General features: G+C 40.6%; 15 protein-coding genes. 3 read left to right on the top strand and 12 right to left on the bottom strand.

Annotation, left to right across the window (positions count from 1 at the left end; translation table 11 throughout):
- Positions 1 to 205 precede the first annotated feature (205 nt).
- Together FKN08_RS13195 and FKN08_RS13190 are read left to right on the top strand one after the other, a co-directional pair.
- Positions 206 to 826, top strand: a complete 621-nt coding sequence (locus tag FKN08_RS13195; RefSeq protein ID WP_170892307.1) for a metalloregulator ArsR/SmtB family transcription factor — start codon at positions 206 to 208, stop codon at positions 824 to 826.
- Between the two features lie 160 nt (positions 827 to 986).
- Complete coding sequence (locus FKN08_RS13190; protein WP_170892306.1) at positions 987 to 1,337, top strand: DUF3135 domain-containing protein; 351 nt, start codon at positions 987 to 989, stop codon at positions 1,335 to 1,337.
- On the opposite strand, the gene FKN08_RS13185 is transcribed toward FKN08_RS13190, so the two are convergent.
- The 3 genes from FKN08_RS13185 to FKN08_RS13175 form a co-directional block, all read right to left on the bottom strand.
- Complete coding sequence (locus tag FKN08_RS13185; protein ID WP_086046481.1) at positions 1,331 to 1,621, bottom strand: GIY-YIG nuclease family protein; 291 nt, start codon at positions 1,619 to 1,621, stop codon at positions 1,331 to 1,333. The genes FKN08_RS13190 and FKN08_RS13185 overlap by 7 nt on opposite strands.
- Positions 1,622 to 1,848: 227 nt before the next feature.
- Positions 1,849 to 2,271, bottom strand: coding sequence for a DUF805 domain-containing protein (locus tag FKN08_RS13180; protein ID WP_170892305.1), 423 nt, complete (start codon positions 2,269 to 2,271; stop codon positions 1,849 to 1,851).
- Positions 2,272 to 2,487: 216 nt separating this feature from the next.
- Positions 2,488 to 2,835 carry a 5-carboxymethyl-2-hydroxymuconate Delta-isomerase gene (locus FKN08_RS13175; RefSeq protein WP_170892304.1) on the bottom strand — a complete coding sequence of 116 codons (348 nt, stop codon included), beginning with the start codon at positions 2,833 to 2,835 and terminating at the stop codon, positions 2,488 to 2,490.
- Between the two features lie 269 nt (positions 2,836 to 3,104).
- Here FKN08_RS13175 and tpiA point away from each other — a divergent pair, with 269 nt between their 5' ends.
- Positions 3,105 to 3,875, top strand: coding sequence for a triose-phosphate isomerase (tpiA, locus tag FKN08_RS13170; RefSeq protein ID WP_005384863.1), 771 nt, complete (start codon positions 3,105 to 3,107; stop codon positions 3,873 to 3,875).
- Positions 3,876 to 3,970: 95 nt separating this feature from the next.
- Here the strand turns inward: tpiA and FKN08_RS13165 are convergent, their stop codons facing one another.
- The 9 genes from FKN08_RS13165 to FKN08_RS13125 all read right to left on the bottom strand — a co-directional run bounded on the left by FKN08_RS13165 (position 3,971) and on the right by FKN08_RS13125 (position 15,711).
- A complete protein-coding gene (locus FKN08_RS13165) occupies positions 3,971 to 5,137 on the bottom strand; it encodes a nucleotide sugar dehydrogenase (RefSeq protein ID WP_170892303.1) in 1,167 nt (388 codons plus the stop codon).
- A gap of 152 nt (positions 5,138 to 5,289) precedes the next feature.
- A complete protein-coding gene (locus tag FKN08_RS13160; RefSeq protein ID WP_170892302.1) occupies positions 5,290 to 7,389 on the bottom strand; it encodes a YjbH domain-containing protein in 2,100 nt (699 codons plus the stop codon).
- Between the two features lie 168 nt (positions 7,390 to 7,557).
- Positions 7,558 to 9,546: a nucleoside-diphosphate sugar epimerase/dehydratase gene (locus FKN08_RS13155; RefSeq protein WP_170892301.1), complete on the bottom strand. Its 1,989-nt coding sequence runs from the start codon at positions 9,544 to 9,546 to the stop codon at positions 7,558 to 7,560.
- A 281-nt stretch (positions 9,547 to 9,827) separates the two neighbouring features.
- Entirely contained in the window at positions 9,828 to 11,003 is a 1,176-nt protein-coding gene (locus FKN08_RS13150; RefSeq protein ID WP_170892300.1) for a DegT/DnrJ/EryC1/StrS aminotransferase family protein, read from the bottom strand.
- 33 nt (positions 11,004 to 11,036) lie between these two features.
- Entirely contained in the window at positions 11,037 to 11,675 is a 639-nt protein-coding gene (locus tag FKN08_RS13145; protein WP_170892299.1) for an acetyltransferase, read from the bottom strand.
- A complete protein-coding gene (locus FKN08_RS13140; protein ID WP_170892298.1) occupies positions 11,668 to 12,264 on the bottom strand; it encodes a sugar transferase in 597 nt (198 codons plus the stop codon). The genes FKN08_RS13145 and FKN08_RS13140 overlap by 8 nt, the downstream gene beginning before the upstream one ends.
- Complete coding sequence (locus FKN08_RS13135; protein WP_170892297.1) at positions 12,248 to 13,372, bottom strand: glycosyltransferase family 4 protein; 1,125 nt, start codon at positions 13,370 to 13,372, stop codon at positions 12,248 to 12,250. The genes FKN08_RS13140 and FKN08_RS13135 overlap by 17 nt, the downstream gene beginning before the upstream one ends.
- A 108-nt stretch (positions 13,373 to 13,480) precedes the next feature.
- Positions 13,481 to 14,557 carry a glycosyltransferase gene (locus tag FKN08_RS13130; RefSeq protein ID WP_170892296.1) on the bottom strand — a complete coding sequence of 359 codons (1,077 nt, stop codon included), beginning with the start codon at positions 14,555 to 14,557 and terminating at the stop codon, positions 13,481 to 13,483.
- 14 nt (positions 14,558 to 14,571) lie between these two features.
- The gene (locus tag FKN08_RS13125) at positions 14,572 to 15,711 is read right to left on the bottom strand and encodes a hypothetical protein (protein WP_170892295.1); all 1,140 of its coding nucleotides are present in this window, start codon (positions 15,709 to 15,711) and stop codon (positions 14,572 to 14,574) included.
- Positions 15,712 to 15,719 lie beyond the last annotated feature (8 nt).

Here is a 15,719-nt window from a genome sequence, read left to right as displayed (position 1 = left end):
AACTCCTATTCTCTCCCTCTCACCATAATCATTGCACAACCGAACGATAGATTCTGAAGCACACTCATTTCTCGCTGTTCAGAGTGGCGATATATATTGGTTCGCATGAACATAGACCCAACAGATCCCCACTCAAACTAAGTCAACACTTTTCTTTACTAACCCTATCGCGCATAATATGTACTGACGTATAAATGGTGGGTATATGAAGACCGTAGATAGGATATTGCAAATCGTTAAGCGTGATGGGTCCGTCACTGCAAAACAACTCTCTTCTGAGCTAGGTATGACAACCATGGGGGCGCGTCAGCACCTACAAAGTTTAGAAGATGATGGCATCCTGTCTATTCATGACGTCAAAGTCAAAGTAGGTCGACCTGCTCGTCATTGGTCTCTCACTCAAAAAGGTCATGAGCAATTTGCTGACCGTCACGGTGAGCTGACCATTCAGTTTATAGAAGCTGTCGAACATATTTTTGGCAAAGATGGACTGGACAAAGTCACATCGGAAAGAGAAAAACTCACGTTACAAAGTTATCGGCAGCATCTTGAGCAATGCGACTCTCTGCAAAGCAAACTAGAAACTCTTGTGATACTAAGAGAACAAGAAGGCTATATGGCCGAGCTTGAGCAAGATGAGAACGGATTTATCTTGATCGAAAATCACTGCCCGATTTGTAAAGCCGCAACTCGCTGCCCAAGCTTGTGCCAATCGGAATTGAGCGTTTTTCAGTCTTTACTTGGACGTGACACCAAAATAGAGCGCACCGAACACATCATTAGCGGTCAAAGACGCTGCGTGTACCGCATCCAACAACTGCAGTAACCACCACAAACAAACATCGACATGCCGCACTTATTCAGTCTCAAGCCTGAAAGCTTCTCTTATAAATGAGACGGCTGAAGAAATCATCCTCTCTCCTCTTTCTAGTGGTATAGGCTTTTAGTAACTAAAAGCAATTTCCATAAGGATTTGGAGAACATTGATGTCTACTCTACGTCACTACTCTTCTCAAACGCTTCCGCCATTCGATGAAATGGTTCGAATGGCAGAGCGAGATCCAGAAGCTTTTGAGCAATTTCGTCATGACATGGCAAAAGAGATGATCGAAAGCGCATCAGAAAACATGCAAGAAAGGCTGTGGGCTCAGCAAAGCCACATCGATAGGGTCATCAGCACGTGTAAAAACCCTCACCACACCAATGTGGTATTGATGAACGAATTACAAAAGCAGGTCGTGAAGTTCAGAGCTGCGCTACAAGGGGAAACGGCACCGACTCAAAAAGCAGATGTGGTTAGCTTAAATGCGTTTAAAGATAGGGACGATTTTTACTGATACTCAGTAGATAGATCGAGAAAGTTAGGGTTCGTTTCTCTTACCAAGGCTAACTTCCACTCACGCTTCCACTGCTTGAGCTGCTTTTCTCGGTTTATGGCAGTTGCCATATCTTCGAATAACTCAAAGTAAACGAGCTTATGAACGTTGTATTTCTTGGTAAATCCCTCAACTACTCCGTTTTTATGCTGCCATATTCTTTGAGGCAGCTGACTGGTAACACCAATGTAAAGAACGGCGTTGTTGTTTGACGTTAGGATATAAACGCAAGGTGTCCTATCGATGATTCATTCTCCTTCATGATTCGCTGTTACTTTTCCATTGTAATTCGCAAGCTCAGGCAGTTTATTTCAAACTCGGAGCACTCTGCGCGTAGATTCTGAATCACACTCGTGCCTCGTTGTTCAAATGACGGTGACTTTAATAAGCTCTAGGTCAAAAGCGTTCGTCATTCTAGCGAGCCTTAGCGAGACTAAGAATCTACTTTCAGCACGCACGATACTTGAAGCGATTACTCCGGCTCAGGGCCATATTGGTTTGGTCCTGATGTTCCTTTTAAGAAGCCACATTCAATTAGAATCCATAAACCACAAATCAGAGAAATGGATGCAACGAACATTTGCGGTGTCGACGGCTCTTGTGCAACAGGGCTGGTCATTGGCGTAGCGATTCGTCCGATAATCAGCGGAATATTAAGTGCTAGCCAATAGATTGATTTGTTGCGGTCATGCCAACGCTTGGTGGTGATCGCCAAATCAGGGATTAACAAAATCACCAAGAAAATAGGGAGAAGTAAATAGGAGAAAGTAGGAAATAGCTTACTGATTCCAGAACCAAAACCTAGAATAGAGACATAGTAAATGACGTTCCAAATCCAGTAGGTTTTACGGTTTATACGTCCTTGAAAAGAAAACAGTAACTCTTTAGTCGACATCAAATTTTACCCCAAAATAGAAAGGTTATAGATTAGCCGAGTCGATATGGTTTGGAAAGTACACCTGCAGTGTAAGCGCCAATAGTGCCGTTATAACAAGCAGAGCGAGACTAAGCTCAAGCAACGATAAACGCTCGATAAGGCCTATTAGCTTTCAGTACCCTGCATCTAACGATACTTAACCCTGCTCACTGCTCTCAAGAAACTCGGTTCAACCTAATTCACTACCTTCTGGAAGCTGTCTACGTCCATGTCTCGGATATTGACCGTTAAGCTGTGCACGTGACTGGCTTGCTCTTGAAGTGTCGCCATCAAGGCTCGTGACAGCTCTCGCTTTTGTTCTTGGGAGCGGCCAGATAGCAAATCAAAGTTGATATGGATAAAGTCGAGGCTATCGCCCTCTTCCCCAATTAACCAATTGTGGCACCTGAGCGTTCTAGATTTCACTGACGCGAGCTCAAAAAGACCACTCTCTAACGCCGTTTTATGTAAATCCTCCAGCAATCCCTGAATGTTGACGCGCTCTTCCACCGAGTTTGAATACTCTAAAACGAGATTTGGCATTTTGATTCCTTTCTACAACAATTAATTCCAGCGCGTAGTAATACCAATCTCAGCAGCAATTTCCGAGGAATGAACTATCATTCTGTCTACGTGATCACCAATCGATTGCTTTTGACAAAAATAACAGGATCGATGCTTGGTCGAATCAGTAAAGAAAGCCGGACAAGACATGACGCCAATCATGATCTGTTCACATTATTCTGTTATATTCCTACGTAGATTTTTTACATTAATTGACTATTTACATTAAAGATAAGGGAGATATTCCTATGCGTCGTCCTGTAGTGATGGGTAACTGGAAACTAAACGGCAGCAAAGCAATGGTAACTGAGCTGCTAACTGGTCTTAACGCTGAGCTTGAAGGCGTTGAAGGTGTTGACGTAGCAGTCGCTCCACCAGCACTTTACATCGACCTAGCAGAGCGCGTAATCGCTGAAGGCGGTAACAAGATCATCCTAGGTGCTCAAAACACTGACCTAAACAACAGCGGTGCGTTCACTGGCGATATGTCTCCAGAAATGCTGAAAGATTTCGGTGCTACTCACATCATCATCGGTCACTCAGAGCGTCGTGAATACCACAACGAATCTGACGAGTTTATCGCTAAGAAATTCAACTTCCTAAAAGAAAACGGCCTAACACCTGTTTTCTGTATCGGTGAATCTGAAGCGCAAAACGAAGCTGGCGAAACTGAAGCTGTATGTGCACGTCAAATCAACGCAGTTATCGACACTTACGGTGTTGAAGCTCTAAACGGCGCAATCATCGCTTACGAACCAATCTGGGCTATCGGTACTGGTAAAGCAGCAACAGCTGAAGATGCACAACGCATCCACGCTTCTATCCGCGCACTAATCGCAGCGAAAGACGAAGCAGTTGCAGCACAAGTAATCATCCAATACGGTGGTTCTGTTAAGCCAGAAAACGCTGAAGCTTACTTCTCACAACCAGACATCGACGGTGCTCTAGTTGGCGGCGCTTCTCTAGACGCGAAAAGCTTCGCGGCAATCGCTAAAGCAGCGGCAAAAGCAAAAGCTTAATCTCGTTTTTACTCAGAGTCGAAATAACAAAGGGATGCATCATGCATCCCTTTTTGTTTGTGTATTAGATTACACACTATCATCGTAACTAAAGTCTAATCACTACCAAATAGATCTCGCGTATAAACTTTATCAGCAACATCAGCAAGTTCTTCAACCATACGGTTAGAAACAATCACATCTGCACTTTGTTTAAACTCATTCAGATCGTTGATTACACGTGAGTTAAAGAACTCGTCTTCCTGAAGTACTGGTTCATACACCACCACTTCAACGCCCTTTGCCTTGATACGCTTCATGATGCCTTGAATTGAAGAAGCTCGGAAATTATCCGAGCCGGCTTTCATTATCAAACGGTAGATCCCTACCACTTTAGGTTCTCGTTTGAGAATAGACTCAGCAATAAAGTCTTTACGAGTTCGATTGGCTTCCACTATGGCCCCAATAATACTGTTTGGGACATCTTGATAGTTTGCACGAAGTTGCTTGGTATCTTTTGGCAGACAATAACCGCCATATCCAAACGAAGGGTTGTTGTAGTGGTTACCAATACGCGGGTCCAAGCCAACACCTTCTATAATTTGGCGAGAATCAAGATTATGTGCCTCAGCGTAAGAGTCTAGCTCATTGAAATAAGCTACGCGCATCGCAAGGTAAGTATTTGAGAATAACTTAACCGCTTCTGCTTCTGTAGAGTCAGTAAACAGGACTGGGATATCTTCTTTTATCGCTCCTTCAACGAGAAGGTTGGCGAATGTCTCAGCACGCGCACTGCGCTCACCAACAATAATACGAGAAGGATACAAGTTATCATAAAGTGCTTTGCCTTCGCGAAGAAACTCTGGCGAGAAAATAATGTTTTCACAACCAAACTCTTGCTTAATACGTGCAGTGTAGCCCACAGGTACCGTAGATTTAATCACCATGACTGCGTTCGGATTAATGGTCATCACGTCCTTAATTACCGCTTCAACAGAAGCAGTATTAAAGTAGTTGGTTTGTGGGTCATAATCCGTTGGCGTTGCTATAACAACAAAATCGGCCCCTTTGTAGGCAAACGCTTTATCCGTGGTAGCAGTAAAGTCTAGTTTTCTATTAGAAAGAAAATCTTCAATTTCTTTATCTACAATAGGTGAGCATTTGTTGTTAAGAAGCTCAACTTTTTTTTCTATAATATCAAGTGCAACAACTTGGTGGTTTTGGGCTAACAACATCGCATTAGAGAGCCCGACATACCCCGTACCGGCAACCGCTATTTTCATTCCAATACCCTAATCTTTAGTTCTTATATCAGAATATCAATAGTTTTAATTTTTGGATAGTGAAACAATATTGTGCAACCTAAGCTTCATACATTAGAAAATAAAAAAGCGGCTCATTGGCCGCTTTTCGCACATCGTATTACTCTATGGGTTTAGTCTAACTGAGTTGATAGGTAACGCAGGTAGGCATTACGTAAGCGAATCTTATTCTCTTCAAAGTAATCACTACCATAGCGACCACGGTTGAAGTAACGACGTAGCATACTGTTGTCCATGATAAGCTCATCACCTTGCCCATCACTTAAGTAATTCACATCATTGCCTACTCGTGTCATCACATTAAAGTCATAGGCCTCGTTGCCTCTAACCTGCAACAAACCAGGAGACATATCGCGCCAAGGTGTTAGTGGTAACTTGACTGAAACAGCCACAAACTGCTCTTCATCAGTATCTTTGTACTTAGTAACCTGATAAGTAGCGGAAACCTCAATATCCTCAAACCAATGAGAGGTTGTTAGCTTGGCACCGACATCACCTCGCCAAAACTCACCCGCTGTCGCGTTAAACTGCCAATCCCATTCAGGCATTGAGAAAGTATAGCGAGCTAGCGAAGTTTGACGATCGAGAGTCTCGTAGCCATTTTCATCTTTCTCATCGACATGCTGGAAATAACTCATTTCTAAGCTAAAGGCATGCGCACCGGACTGAGAAAACCATGTTGATTCACTTCTCGCGCCAATATAATCTGTTTTCGCCAAACCGACGGATACTTGGTTCGCGATATCGACATAAGGCAAACGGAAGAATTGATGCAACATTGCACGCTCAATATCATTTTTGTACGCGCTATCCTCAAAGTATCCCCATTTTTCATAATCGTCACTTTCCGCTAACGGCAGAATATGGCGAACATCGACAGCGGCACCAGACCAAAGATACGTATATAAGTTGCTCGACATGGCAAAGGAGTAGTCATAGACCCCAAACTCTGTCGCAACGGCATGGCGAACCATAGGTGAAAAAACAAGTTGAGAGTCTAGTACACCGCTATTTACGCGCTCTGTTTTCCAATTAACCAGCTCAAGTTTCTCGGCTAAATCTCGTGTCGTGAACTTAATATCCTCGCACGCAGCAGAACCATTGATAAAACTTTGATAACAAGACGAATTCGCTTGCACACTAACAACGGGCTTTTGGTTTGCGAGCATAATTAGCTCAATGCGCTCCGACTCACCGCCCACTTCTGATACGGCGTTTTGACCTAGGTGGCTAGAGATGATCCCCATCGCAACACCTAAACCGTCAACTTGGTTATGGTTATAACGACGGTTTTCTAGCGCAACTACCGTCGTTTGGTCCAACAGACCGATTTGAATATTCACAAAACCTTCATTACGAAGCGTGCTCACCAAAGCAGAGATAGAAGCCTCTTTGGCTTTCTTCTGCTCCAAAGACAGCCTTTCCATCAATGTGACATTATTGCGAGAGTAATCGCGAGAACGCGTGTACCCGGTGACTAACGGTACTGAAAGTGCTGCGTTCCAGATATTTTGCTCATCTGTATTGTGGCCTGAATATAGCTGATAACTGAGCGAAGCTGTCACATCATAAGGCAGTGTGCCTTGTGGGGTAAAAAGTTTCACCGATGAGTTGAACTCCACAGCATCGTATTCCCCACTGACCTGTAAAAAGCTCAATGGTTGATACTCAATACCACCGAATGGGCCATCCATCACACCCAATTCGATATCAGAAAGCCCGTAACCTGCCGACACTCGAACTGGAGCAAAGTCGAAAGAGTAGTCCGCGACCGCATATTTAGTACTGAACTGGTTACCAGCCCCTCCCAAGTCCTGAATACCTAAAGCAAAGTCTAGGTTCTCCGCCCCCCAAAAGTTAGGAACCTGATATTTGAAAGACATCGATAAATCACGAATGTCTCCACAATCGTAAAAACAGTTTGAGGTGTAATCATCAGTGACAATTCTTCCGTGGGCCTCTAACCCCTCAAACATGCCAAACGAAAACTTAAGAGAATCCAAATCTTGCACTGCCGTTCGAAATGGCAAGCCTTGCGCATACGTAAATGAAAAGTCACCATAGTTTAACGACTGCGCATTAGGCGTAAAGGTTAAACCTGTAAAGCTTTGATTCGAAGGTAGCGTCACCAACTCCTGAGCGGTAAGAGAGGTACTTACCAGTAGCGGCAGCGATAATGCTGCTATCCCTATTTTAATCGTTTTCTGTGCCATCAGTTTTAGCCACTGTTAATGTATTGAATACAGAAAAAGGCACTCAGAAGTGCCTTTTTGAGATTGTAATATGCCGATACTGGGCTCGTCATAGGTAAATCTCCACAGCGAGCATCACGAAAGCATATCTTATTAATTTTTCTATTATTTACCAATCAAATAAAAGCATCAAGTTTCACTTGCATTACTTTGCTTTGGTTCAAAAGTATATAACTCCGCAGTGCGAGTATTTTGCTTCCATACAAGATCTTCAATGCCATCTACTGGGTTAAAACCTGTAGGGGCCTCGAGCAGTAAACGACGAATCACTTCGTGTTGGAAGTTGTGGCAAGCAACATCGAGCTTGTCGATCAAGGTCTCATACTCTTTCAATGGCAAGTAACTTTCTTGGGCTGTCATAATGCGAGCATGTGCCGTTTCGGAAACATTATCATCCCCAATCAACAGCTCTTCATATAACTTCTCTCCAGGCCTCAAACCAGTGAAGAGAATTTCTATATCGCCATGAGGATTGTTTTCATCTTTAACTTCAAGGCCTGACAGGTAAACCAAATTCTTCGCTAGATCGACAATCTTAACTGGCTCCCCCATATCGAGAACAAATACATCGCCACCTTTACCCATTGCCCCAGCTTGAATGACCAACTGAGCAGCTTCCGGGATCGTCATAAAGTATCGAGTAATGTCTTTATGGGTAACCGTAATAGGCTCTCGCTTTTCAATTTGTCTTTTGAATACAGGAATTACCGAGCCTGACGAACCCAGTACATTACCAAAGCGCACCATACAAAAGCGCGTGCCAAGGTTTGGGTTGCTCTCACGAATTCGATTTTGTTGCTCCGCCAACGCTTGTAACCCCAACTCAGCCATGCGTTTAGTCGCACCCATGACGTTCGTTGGTCTAACGGCTTTATCAGTAGAAATGAGAACGAAATTCTTCACACCAGCATCAATCGCTGCTTGTGCGGTGTAGTAAGTGCCAAATACGTTGTTTCGCACACCCTCAACAACGTTATACTCCACCAGCGGAACATGTTTGTACGCTGCAGCATGGTAAACTGTGTCCACTTCAAACGCCTTCATGGTGGTTTCTAAACGATTTTGTCGCTGCACAGAGCCAACTAGAGGCACGACTACAATGTTTAGCTTCTTAGCCTTGATGATTTGGCTTAGCTCACTGTGAACCTGATACAAGGCAAACTCAGACAGCTCAAATAAGATCAATGATTTTGGTGAGTAGTTCAAAATCTGACGACATAACTCAGAACCAATTGAGCCACCAGCTCCCGTCACCATGACCACTTGGTTCTTGATGTTTGCTTCCATCAAAACTTGTTGCGGCTGAACAGGATCACGACCTAACAAATCACCAATCGGAACCTCTTTCAGTTCATCAATTTTCGCCTTACCCGTAAGGATATCTTTCATATCAGGAACGGTTTGGATTTCAACCGGAAGTTTAGAGATTCGATCCAAAACCTCCTTACGGCGTTTATTCGAAGCGCTAGGAATGGCAAGTAAGATTTTTTTCACTTCATGCTTTCTGAGCGCCTTTATCGCATTATCTGCGGTATAGACTCGATAACCCATTAACATTGTGTTTTGCAGGGTTTTATCTTCATCCACAAAGCCGATAACTCGGTAGGTTTCTGATTGTCGCAGCGCAAACGCAAGCTCACGACCAGCACTACCTGCACCATAAATGAGGACTGGATCTCCGGCCTTATGTACCGATTGAGCAACCAAACTTCTTACTAACAGACGGCTAGTCCCTACCCCTATTGCTAGAAAAGCGGCATAAATAAAAGGAATCGAGCGTGGTAATTGGGCATCGAATGCGAAAGCAAAACTGGCCACACAAAGCGCAGATAGAATAGTACCTAACCCGACGACTGCCAGCACATGAAAGCCTAAATAGCGTAATACCGCTCGGTAGAGGCCAAACGCGACAAAGACAGCAAGGGTACAAACAACGGTGGCAAGCAATACGTAGTGACTGCTTGTATCTGGAAGTGAACGGAACTCACCAATACGAGACCAATAAGCAAACATAAAAGCAGCAGAGATAATAAAGAAATCCACTCCGATACTAATAAGGCGCTTTTGATATCTCGGTAAAGACCAAATGACGTTAAGTTTGGAATTATTTTCAATCATGACAGTATGTAAGCCTCATTACCCCAAGTTTATTTTTTAAGAGTTTGGTGGTAATGCTAGTTAATGTTATGAGATAGCCTGAGCAAAGATTATACAACCTGATGATTATGTATAGAACCATTATTTGCATATTATCTCGCTGCATCGCATCTTTTAAGCAATATGCGTAACAGACGTTTTACATTTTTCATCAAGTGGTGGGACGCATTGGTAGGAAAAAATTATAGATAACGATGCGTTAAGGCATTGTTATTTATGCATCCTACTCAGACTGAACAGGTTTACTTCTGCGCCTCTAACAACACTTCACGGATCACGCAGCTGGTTTTAGCAACTTCTTCTGGTGTTAATGTCGGATGGACCAAAAACATCAAACTAGTCTCACCTAACTGCACCGCATTTGGTAGGCGTTTTTCTGGTCGCCATGGCGTATTATCAAATGCTTTTTCTAAATACACCTCAGAACAGCTCCCCTGATAAGCCGGAACGCCACGTTCTACAATGGTTTCCACAATGCGATCTCTCGTCCAGCCCTCTGCCAAATGTTCAGGCTCAACAAATAGGTAGTGTTTGTATTCTGCGTGCTGCGAATGCTCAGGCACGTGAACACGTCGAACAATATTGAGATCTGCAACTGCCTCATCGAGTTGTGCCGCATTGGCTTGACGTTTTGCCGTCCATTCTGACATGCGAGTCAATTGAATACGACCAACCACGGCTTGTAGCTCAGTCATACGCCAGTTGGTTCCAAAGCTGTCGTGCAACCAGCGAAAGCCCGGTGGATGTTGACGGTTATAAATCGCGTCATAGTTTTTACCATGATCTTTGTAAGACCACATTTTTGACCACAAATCTTTATCATTTGTAGTCACCATGCCACCTTCACCGCCTGTGGTCATGATCTTATCTTGACAGAAAGACCAAGCACCAATGTGACCAATTGTGCCTACACTGCGCCCTTTGTATTTTGCGCCATGTGCTTGGGCACAATCTTCAATAACAGAAAAACCATGTTTTTCTGAAAGTGCCATAATGGCATCCATTTCTGCAGGCATGCCAGCTAAATGAACAACGATGACCGCTTTCGTCTTAGGGGTTAGCACCGCTTCAATTGACTCTGCCGTGATGGCTTGGCTATTGAGATCCACATCCGCGAACACAGGATTGGCGCCAGCCGTAACAATAGAAGAGGCAGAAGCAAGAAACGTTCTAGGCGTCGTAATGACCTCGTCCCCTTCACCAATCGCTAACGCTTTAAGCGCGACATCGAGTGCAAGGGTACCGTTGCTTAGTGCAACAGCATGATCACATCCAACCCAAGCTGCGAATTCTTTTTCGAACTCACGGCACTCACTACCCGTCCAGTAGTTTACTTTGTTTGACAGTAGTATACGACTAACTGAGTCGGCTTCTTCTTGAGTAAAAGAAGGCCATGGAGAAAATGGAGTATTAAGCATTGAGACTTCCTGACGAGTTATAGGATATATAAACTAAAACGGAGATATTTCTTTTACTTTTTTTGCTGGAGAACCGAAATAAAGACTATTTGAATCGACATTTTTTACTACTGTACTACCCATTCCAATCACAGAGCCTTCTCCTAAACTAAGCCCTTGACGAATAGAAGATGAAGCACCTATTTCAGTACCAGTTAAAATATTAGAGTTTCCACCTAACATTACTTTTGGTGAGATAGTACAAAAATCGTTAATGGTTACGTCATGACCAACTGAAACTAATTTATTGACTATTACAAATTCGCCAATGATAACATCTGCAGTTACAACTGAACCTGCGCAAATAATGGACCCCAAGCCAATATTATCAACTTCTTCAATAATAACGCTTGGATCGATTAGTGTCACAAACTTTGGCTCGCCCAATAACCTCATTTTTTCTACTATTTTTTTTCGCACTCTAGGTGATGCTATAGCTACAGAAAAATAACAGTTTTTATATTCACTCCAATTAGATACAGTACTCAAAACTGGATAATGATAGAAACTACGCCCAATAATTTCCTCGCTATCATCTAAAAAACCGAGAATATTAATACCTAATCGCTTTGCTAACCAAGCAACTTCTTTACCTAACCCACTGGCCCCTACAATTATTAGTGACTTACTCATTTATTTCACCCTTAAACTTGGGCATTGTAATATTATCGGAGCTATTAACCCCTTCTCTAATAAATACTTTTTTTATCGTTAATAAAATAATCTTGCAATCTAAAAGCAGGTTCTGGTTGTCTACATACCATACGTCAAATTTGAACTTCTCTTCCCAAGAGATTGTATTTCTACCATTAACTTGAGCCCAACCGGTAATACCGGGCCTAACCTCATGACGCCTAGCTTGTTCTTTACTGTATAGCGGTAAGTACTCCACCAATAAGGGACGAGGACCTACTAAGCTCATATCTCCCTTCAGAACATTAATTAGACCAGGAAGCTCATCTAGACTAGTCGACCTTAATTTATTACCAAAACTTGTCATTCTCTGTGCATTTGGTAACAGCTGCCCTGAATCATCTTTTTCACTTGTCATAGTTCTAAACTTGAACATCTTAAAGATCTTTCCATTTTTTCCAGGACGATCTTGTGTAAATAAGATGGGTGAACCTAAATTCTTACGTATTTTCCAAGCAACGAGAGCGATTATTGGTGAAAGTAAAATGAGGGTGCATAGGGAAGCGGTGATATCAAATATCCTTTTCATTATATAGTCCCATTATTCTTAAAATTTCCGCATTGACTTTGTGAACATCAAACTTGTCATAAGCCATATCGTGACTGTTTTTTGCCATGTTTTTCCATTGGTCTTGGTTCTCGATAAACCAGATCATCCGCTCAGCAAGTTGCTCCATATTAGCTTTTTCAACTAACCAACCATTCTTACCATTGACTACCGTTTCTCGACAACCTGGCACATCCGTAGTCAAAATAGGTCGACCCATCGCCATCGCTTCTAGAACGGTTCTTGGCATACCTTCATGGTAAGAGGGCAAAACATAGATAGAGCAGTTTTCGATAAATGGGCGAACGTCGTTGGTAGCACCGCTGTAAACGATTGTACCTTTATCACACCACGCCTGAATTTCTTCCAACTTGATTCCATCTGGAGAAGGGTCTTCTGGCCCAACTAGCTCAAACATCGATTCAGGATACTTTTGCTTAACTAACTCGGCTGCTTGAGCATATTCTCTTATCCCTTTATCGCCTAACAATCTAGCAATAAGAAGAAAGTGAGGTGTAGGAGGTAAAGGAGATAAATTGTAGTGACTTAGATCCACACCAGAACCATTTACAAGAAAGCATTTCTCTTTAGGAACAATACGTTTATCAATAAAGACTTGCATATTGTCTCTGTTTTGAAAGATAACGCCTTTAGACTTCTTCAAAGCTGAACGGTACAAGAACTTAACAAGGGTATTGAGTAAGTTTTTTGCTAATCCACCTTTTTGAAATGCATAACCTAGCCCAGTAACCATTGCATAAAAAGAACAAGAATTAAAAGACCGAGTAGCTATACCTCCCCATATAATTGGCTTAATTGTATATGAAAGTATTACTTTAGGCTTATCTTTCTTAAATAACTCCCTTAAAGACAAGTATGTTTTAAGATCGTAAAGTGGATTTAAACTAGTCCTAGCTATATATACTTCATTATATTCTGAGCCGAGCTCTTCAATTTTTCCGACTTCAATCCCAGATGCTCCTGAAGCAATAGCTTTAACCGTATACCCACAGGAAACAATTTCTTTAATGAGGTTACCTCTGAAATTATATAAAGAAGATGGCTTAGCTCCTATAATAAACAACTTCATCAATTAACACCCTTTACGTCATTTAAAAACAATAAAATTTAATATTCCCATAGTAAATTTCAATAAGGTTAAAAAATATAAAGATCAATTAAATAATAAATGCAGGCATTAATCATTATAAATAGACTCCCACATTGAAATAACATAATTTATTGAAAAAAAGTTAATTATCTTTTCTCTGTTCATACAAGAAATATACCTCATTTCATTTTTATCTAGATTTAGTTTATTTTCTAAAGCATTTGCTAGATAAGCTGAATTTTTACATTTAACAGCAGATTCTAAATCTGTCAAATAATCTTCACAACTACCGGCATTTGTAGTAACAATATTACAACCACAAGACATAGCTTCACCAATAACCATGGGAAGTCCTTCTCTTTCTGAAGAAACAACTAGAATATCTGATCCTTGCATTAATTCTTTCACATCGGATCTTTGGCCAAGAATAGTAATATTATCATTCAAGCCTAGCTTAGAGACTAAATCTTGAAATTCCTCAGTTCCTTTTCCCGCTATGAATAAGTGATAATCATCTCTTTTCAGGATAGAAAATGCCTCTAACATATTAGGATAGTCTTTAGCTTTGTGAGCTCGTCCAACAGCCAGGAATATTCTTTTGTTATAACTAATATCATAGGTATCTTTAAGCCAATCATTATTACTATCATCAGGTCTAAAAATATCCACATCAATTCCGTTGACAACTGGAAATATATTATTTTCCTTAGCAGCCTTCATTCTTATATAGTTTTCAACCGATGCTCTACCTACATTCGTAAATGTTTCACATAATGGATTGGTTAATCGATAAAGCATCATACGAAATCTTCCTCCTTCATTTGAGCTGTGCGCAGAGCACACTAACTTATTTACTTTTGTGAAGGGCCTAACGATTCTTGATAAGATGTTAGCATGCCACATATGACTATGCATAACATCAGGATTAAAATGAGATATTAATTTTATTAGGTTAAAAATTGAAAAGAACAAAGAAATCGGATTACGAGTTAATTTCAAACTAATCAACTCTATTGACTCGTTTTCCGGTCTAACCGAGATATTACCGAATAAATAAGCAATCTTTACTTCATTGCCTTTATCCATAAACTTATCAGCGAGCTTACACACCTGAACTTCAGCGCCACCTAGACCAAGACCAGTAATAACATATAAAATTTTCAAACTCATTCACCAAATTAATTGATTTTATTACAATCGAACTTTAAACTTGAAACTATCAACCCAAACCCTATCCACTCCCACCCCCAAAACATAGGTTTCGCAATTATCATTAATATTACGAAATAAGAGAATATAATTATAATTTCATTGCTTATTTTATTATTAAAATAAAAATAAAATGGAGATAACAATAAAAACAAGTATAATATAAAACAAGGTAAGCCTAGCTGTCTATAAATAGATATAAAGTTATGTACATACAAACCTTCATAGCCTAAAATCATTTGACCAGCCATTTTTCCTGTTAGAATATTGTTAGATATGTCATTTAAGCCATGATAAAACAACTCCTCCCTAGAGAAAAAACTGCTCATGTTAAAATTAAAATCTATAGTAATAGATAATGCTGCGCATAATAAAATAATGAAATAGGGAAGTACCTTTAAATATCCATTTGGTATAACTTTATGGAAAGAATAGAGAATCAAGACCCCAAAAACGAAGATGCTAGCTCTTCCACCTAACATTAACGCAAGAATCATGCTTGAAATTATCAACAATGACTTAACTATAAGTGATGACTTTATATGGAAATATAATATACAAAAAGAAATTATAATGAATGTATCAGTCAAATGATGTCTATATATAGGGTATTGGTCGGTGCCTACCCCAGCTTTGATAAAAAAAATCTCGTAATATGGAAAATATAAGCCTGAGTAATTAAAATTCAATAAAACAAATAGTGCAATACAAATCCATGTAACAAAAAAAACATACTTTAAATGTTTCTTATTTGAGTTAATTAGTTCATACAAGCCTACTCCCGATATAAAAAATGCAAGCATCCTAGCAAAGTTACCCATCATATATGATTTATAATCGATATCAACATCATTTAAAGCAACAGATACACCATAAAATAAAAGATAAAGAAAAATAGAAAAATAATAGTAATAATAATATCTCGTTTCTATTTTAATTAATGAAGAATTCAAAAGACAAACACTAACAACTACTAAAGGAGAAATAATAATTAACAATGGAATTTCAAGCCGACCTAAATATGGAGAAGCCATTATTGAAAAAGTTGGATAAATAACCCAACAAAAAAAAACAAACAAACAAAATGTTATTCTTATATTACCAATCATAAAAACTG

Source organism: Vibrio sp. 1-2 (7-a) (genome assembly GCF_013048515.1).
Classification (GTDB): domain Bacteria; phylum Pseudomonadota; class Gammaproteobacteria; order Enterobacterales; family Vibrionaceae; genus Vibrio; species Vibrio diabolicus.
The sequence above is the reverse complement of the archived record's forward strand: the minus strand, read 5'-3'. Positions and strand labels throughout refer to the sequence as shown.

Bases quoted from the DNA above. Each gene is read 5' to 3' on its own strand.
- tpiA (WP_005384863.1), top strand. From the start codon at position 3,105: ATGCGTCGTCCTGTAGTGATGGGTAACTGGAAACTAAACGGCAGCAAA.
- FKN08_RS13175 (WP_170892304.1), bottom strand. From the start codon at position 2,835: ATGCCAAATCTCGTTTTAGAGTATTCAAACTCGGTGGAAGAGCGCGTC.
- FKN08_RS13125 (WP_170892295.1), bottom strand. From the start codon at position 15,711: ATGATTGGTAATATAAGAATAACATTTTGTTTGTTTGTTTTTTTTTGT.
- FKN08_RS13140 (WP_170892298.1), bottom strand. From the start codon at position 12,264: ATGAAAAGGATATTTGATATCACCGCTTCCCTATGCACCCTCATTTTA.
- FKN08_RS13160 (WP_170892302.1), bottom strand. From the start codon at position 7,389: ATGGCACAGAAAACGATTAAAATAGGGATAGCAGCATTATCGCTGCCG.
- FKN08_RS13190 (WP_170892306.1), top strand. From the start codon at position 987: ATGTCTACTCTACGTCACTACTCTTCTCAAACGCTTCCGCCATTCGAT.
- FKN08_RS13195 (WP_170892307.1), top strand. From the start codon at position 206: ATGAAGACCGTAGATAGGATATTGCAAATCGTTAAGCGTGATGGGTCC.
- FKN08_RS13165 (WP_170892303.1), bottom strand. From the start codon at position 5,137: ATGAAAATAGCGGTTGCCGGTACGGGGTATGTCGGGCTCTCTAATGCG.
- FKN08_RS13135 (WP_170892297.1), bottom strand. From the start codon at position 13,372: ATGAAGTTGTTTATTATAGGAGCTAAGCCATCTTCTTTATATAATTTC.
- FKN08_RS13145 (WP_170892299.1), bottom strand. From the start codon at position 11,675: ATGAGTAAGTCACTAATAATTGTAGGGGCCAGTGGGTTAGGTAAAGAA.
- FKN08_RS13150 (WP_170892300.1), bottom strand. From the start codon at position 11,003: ATGCTTAATACTCCATTTTCTCCATGGCCTTCTTTTACTCAAGAAGAA.
- FKN08_RS13180 (WP_170892305.1), bottom strand. From the start codon at position 2,271: ATGTCGACTAAAGAGTTACTGTTTTCTTTTCAAGGACGTATAAACCGT.
- FKN08_RS13155 (WP_170892301.1), bottom strand. From the start codon at position 9,546: ATGATTGAAAATAATTCCAAACTTAACGTCATTTGGTCTTTACCGAGA.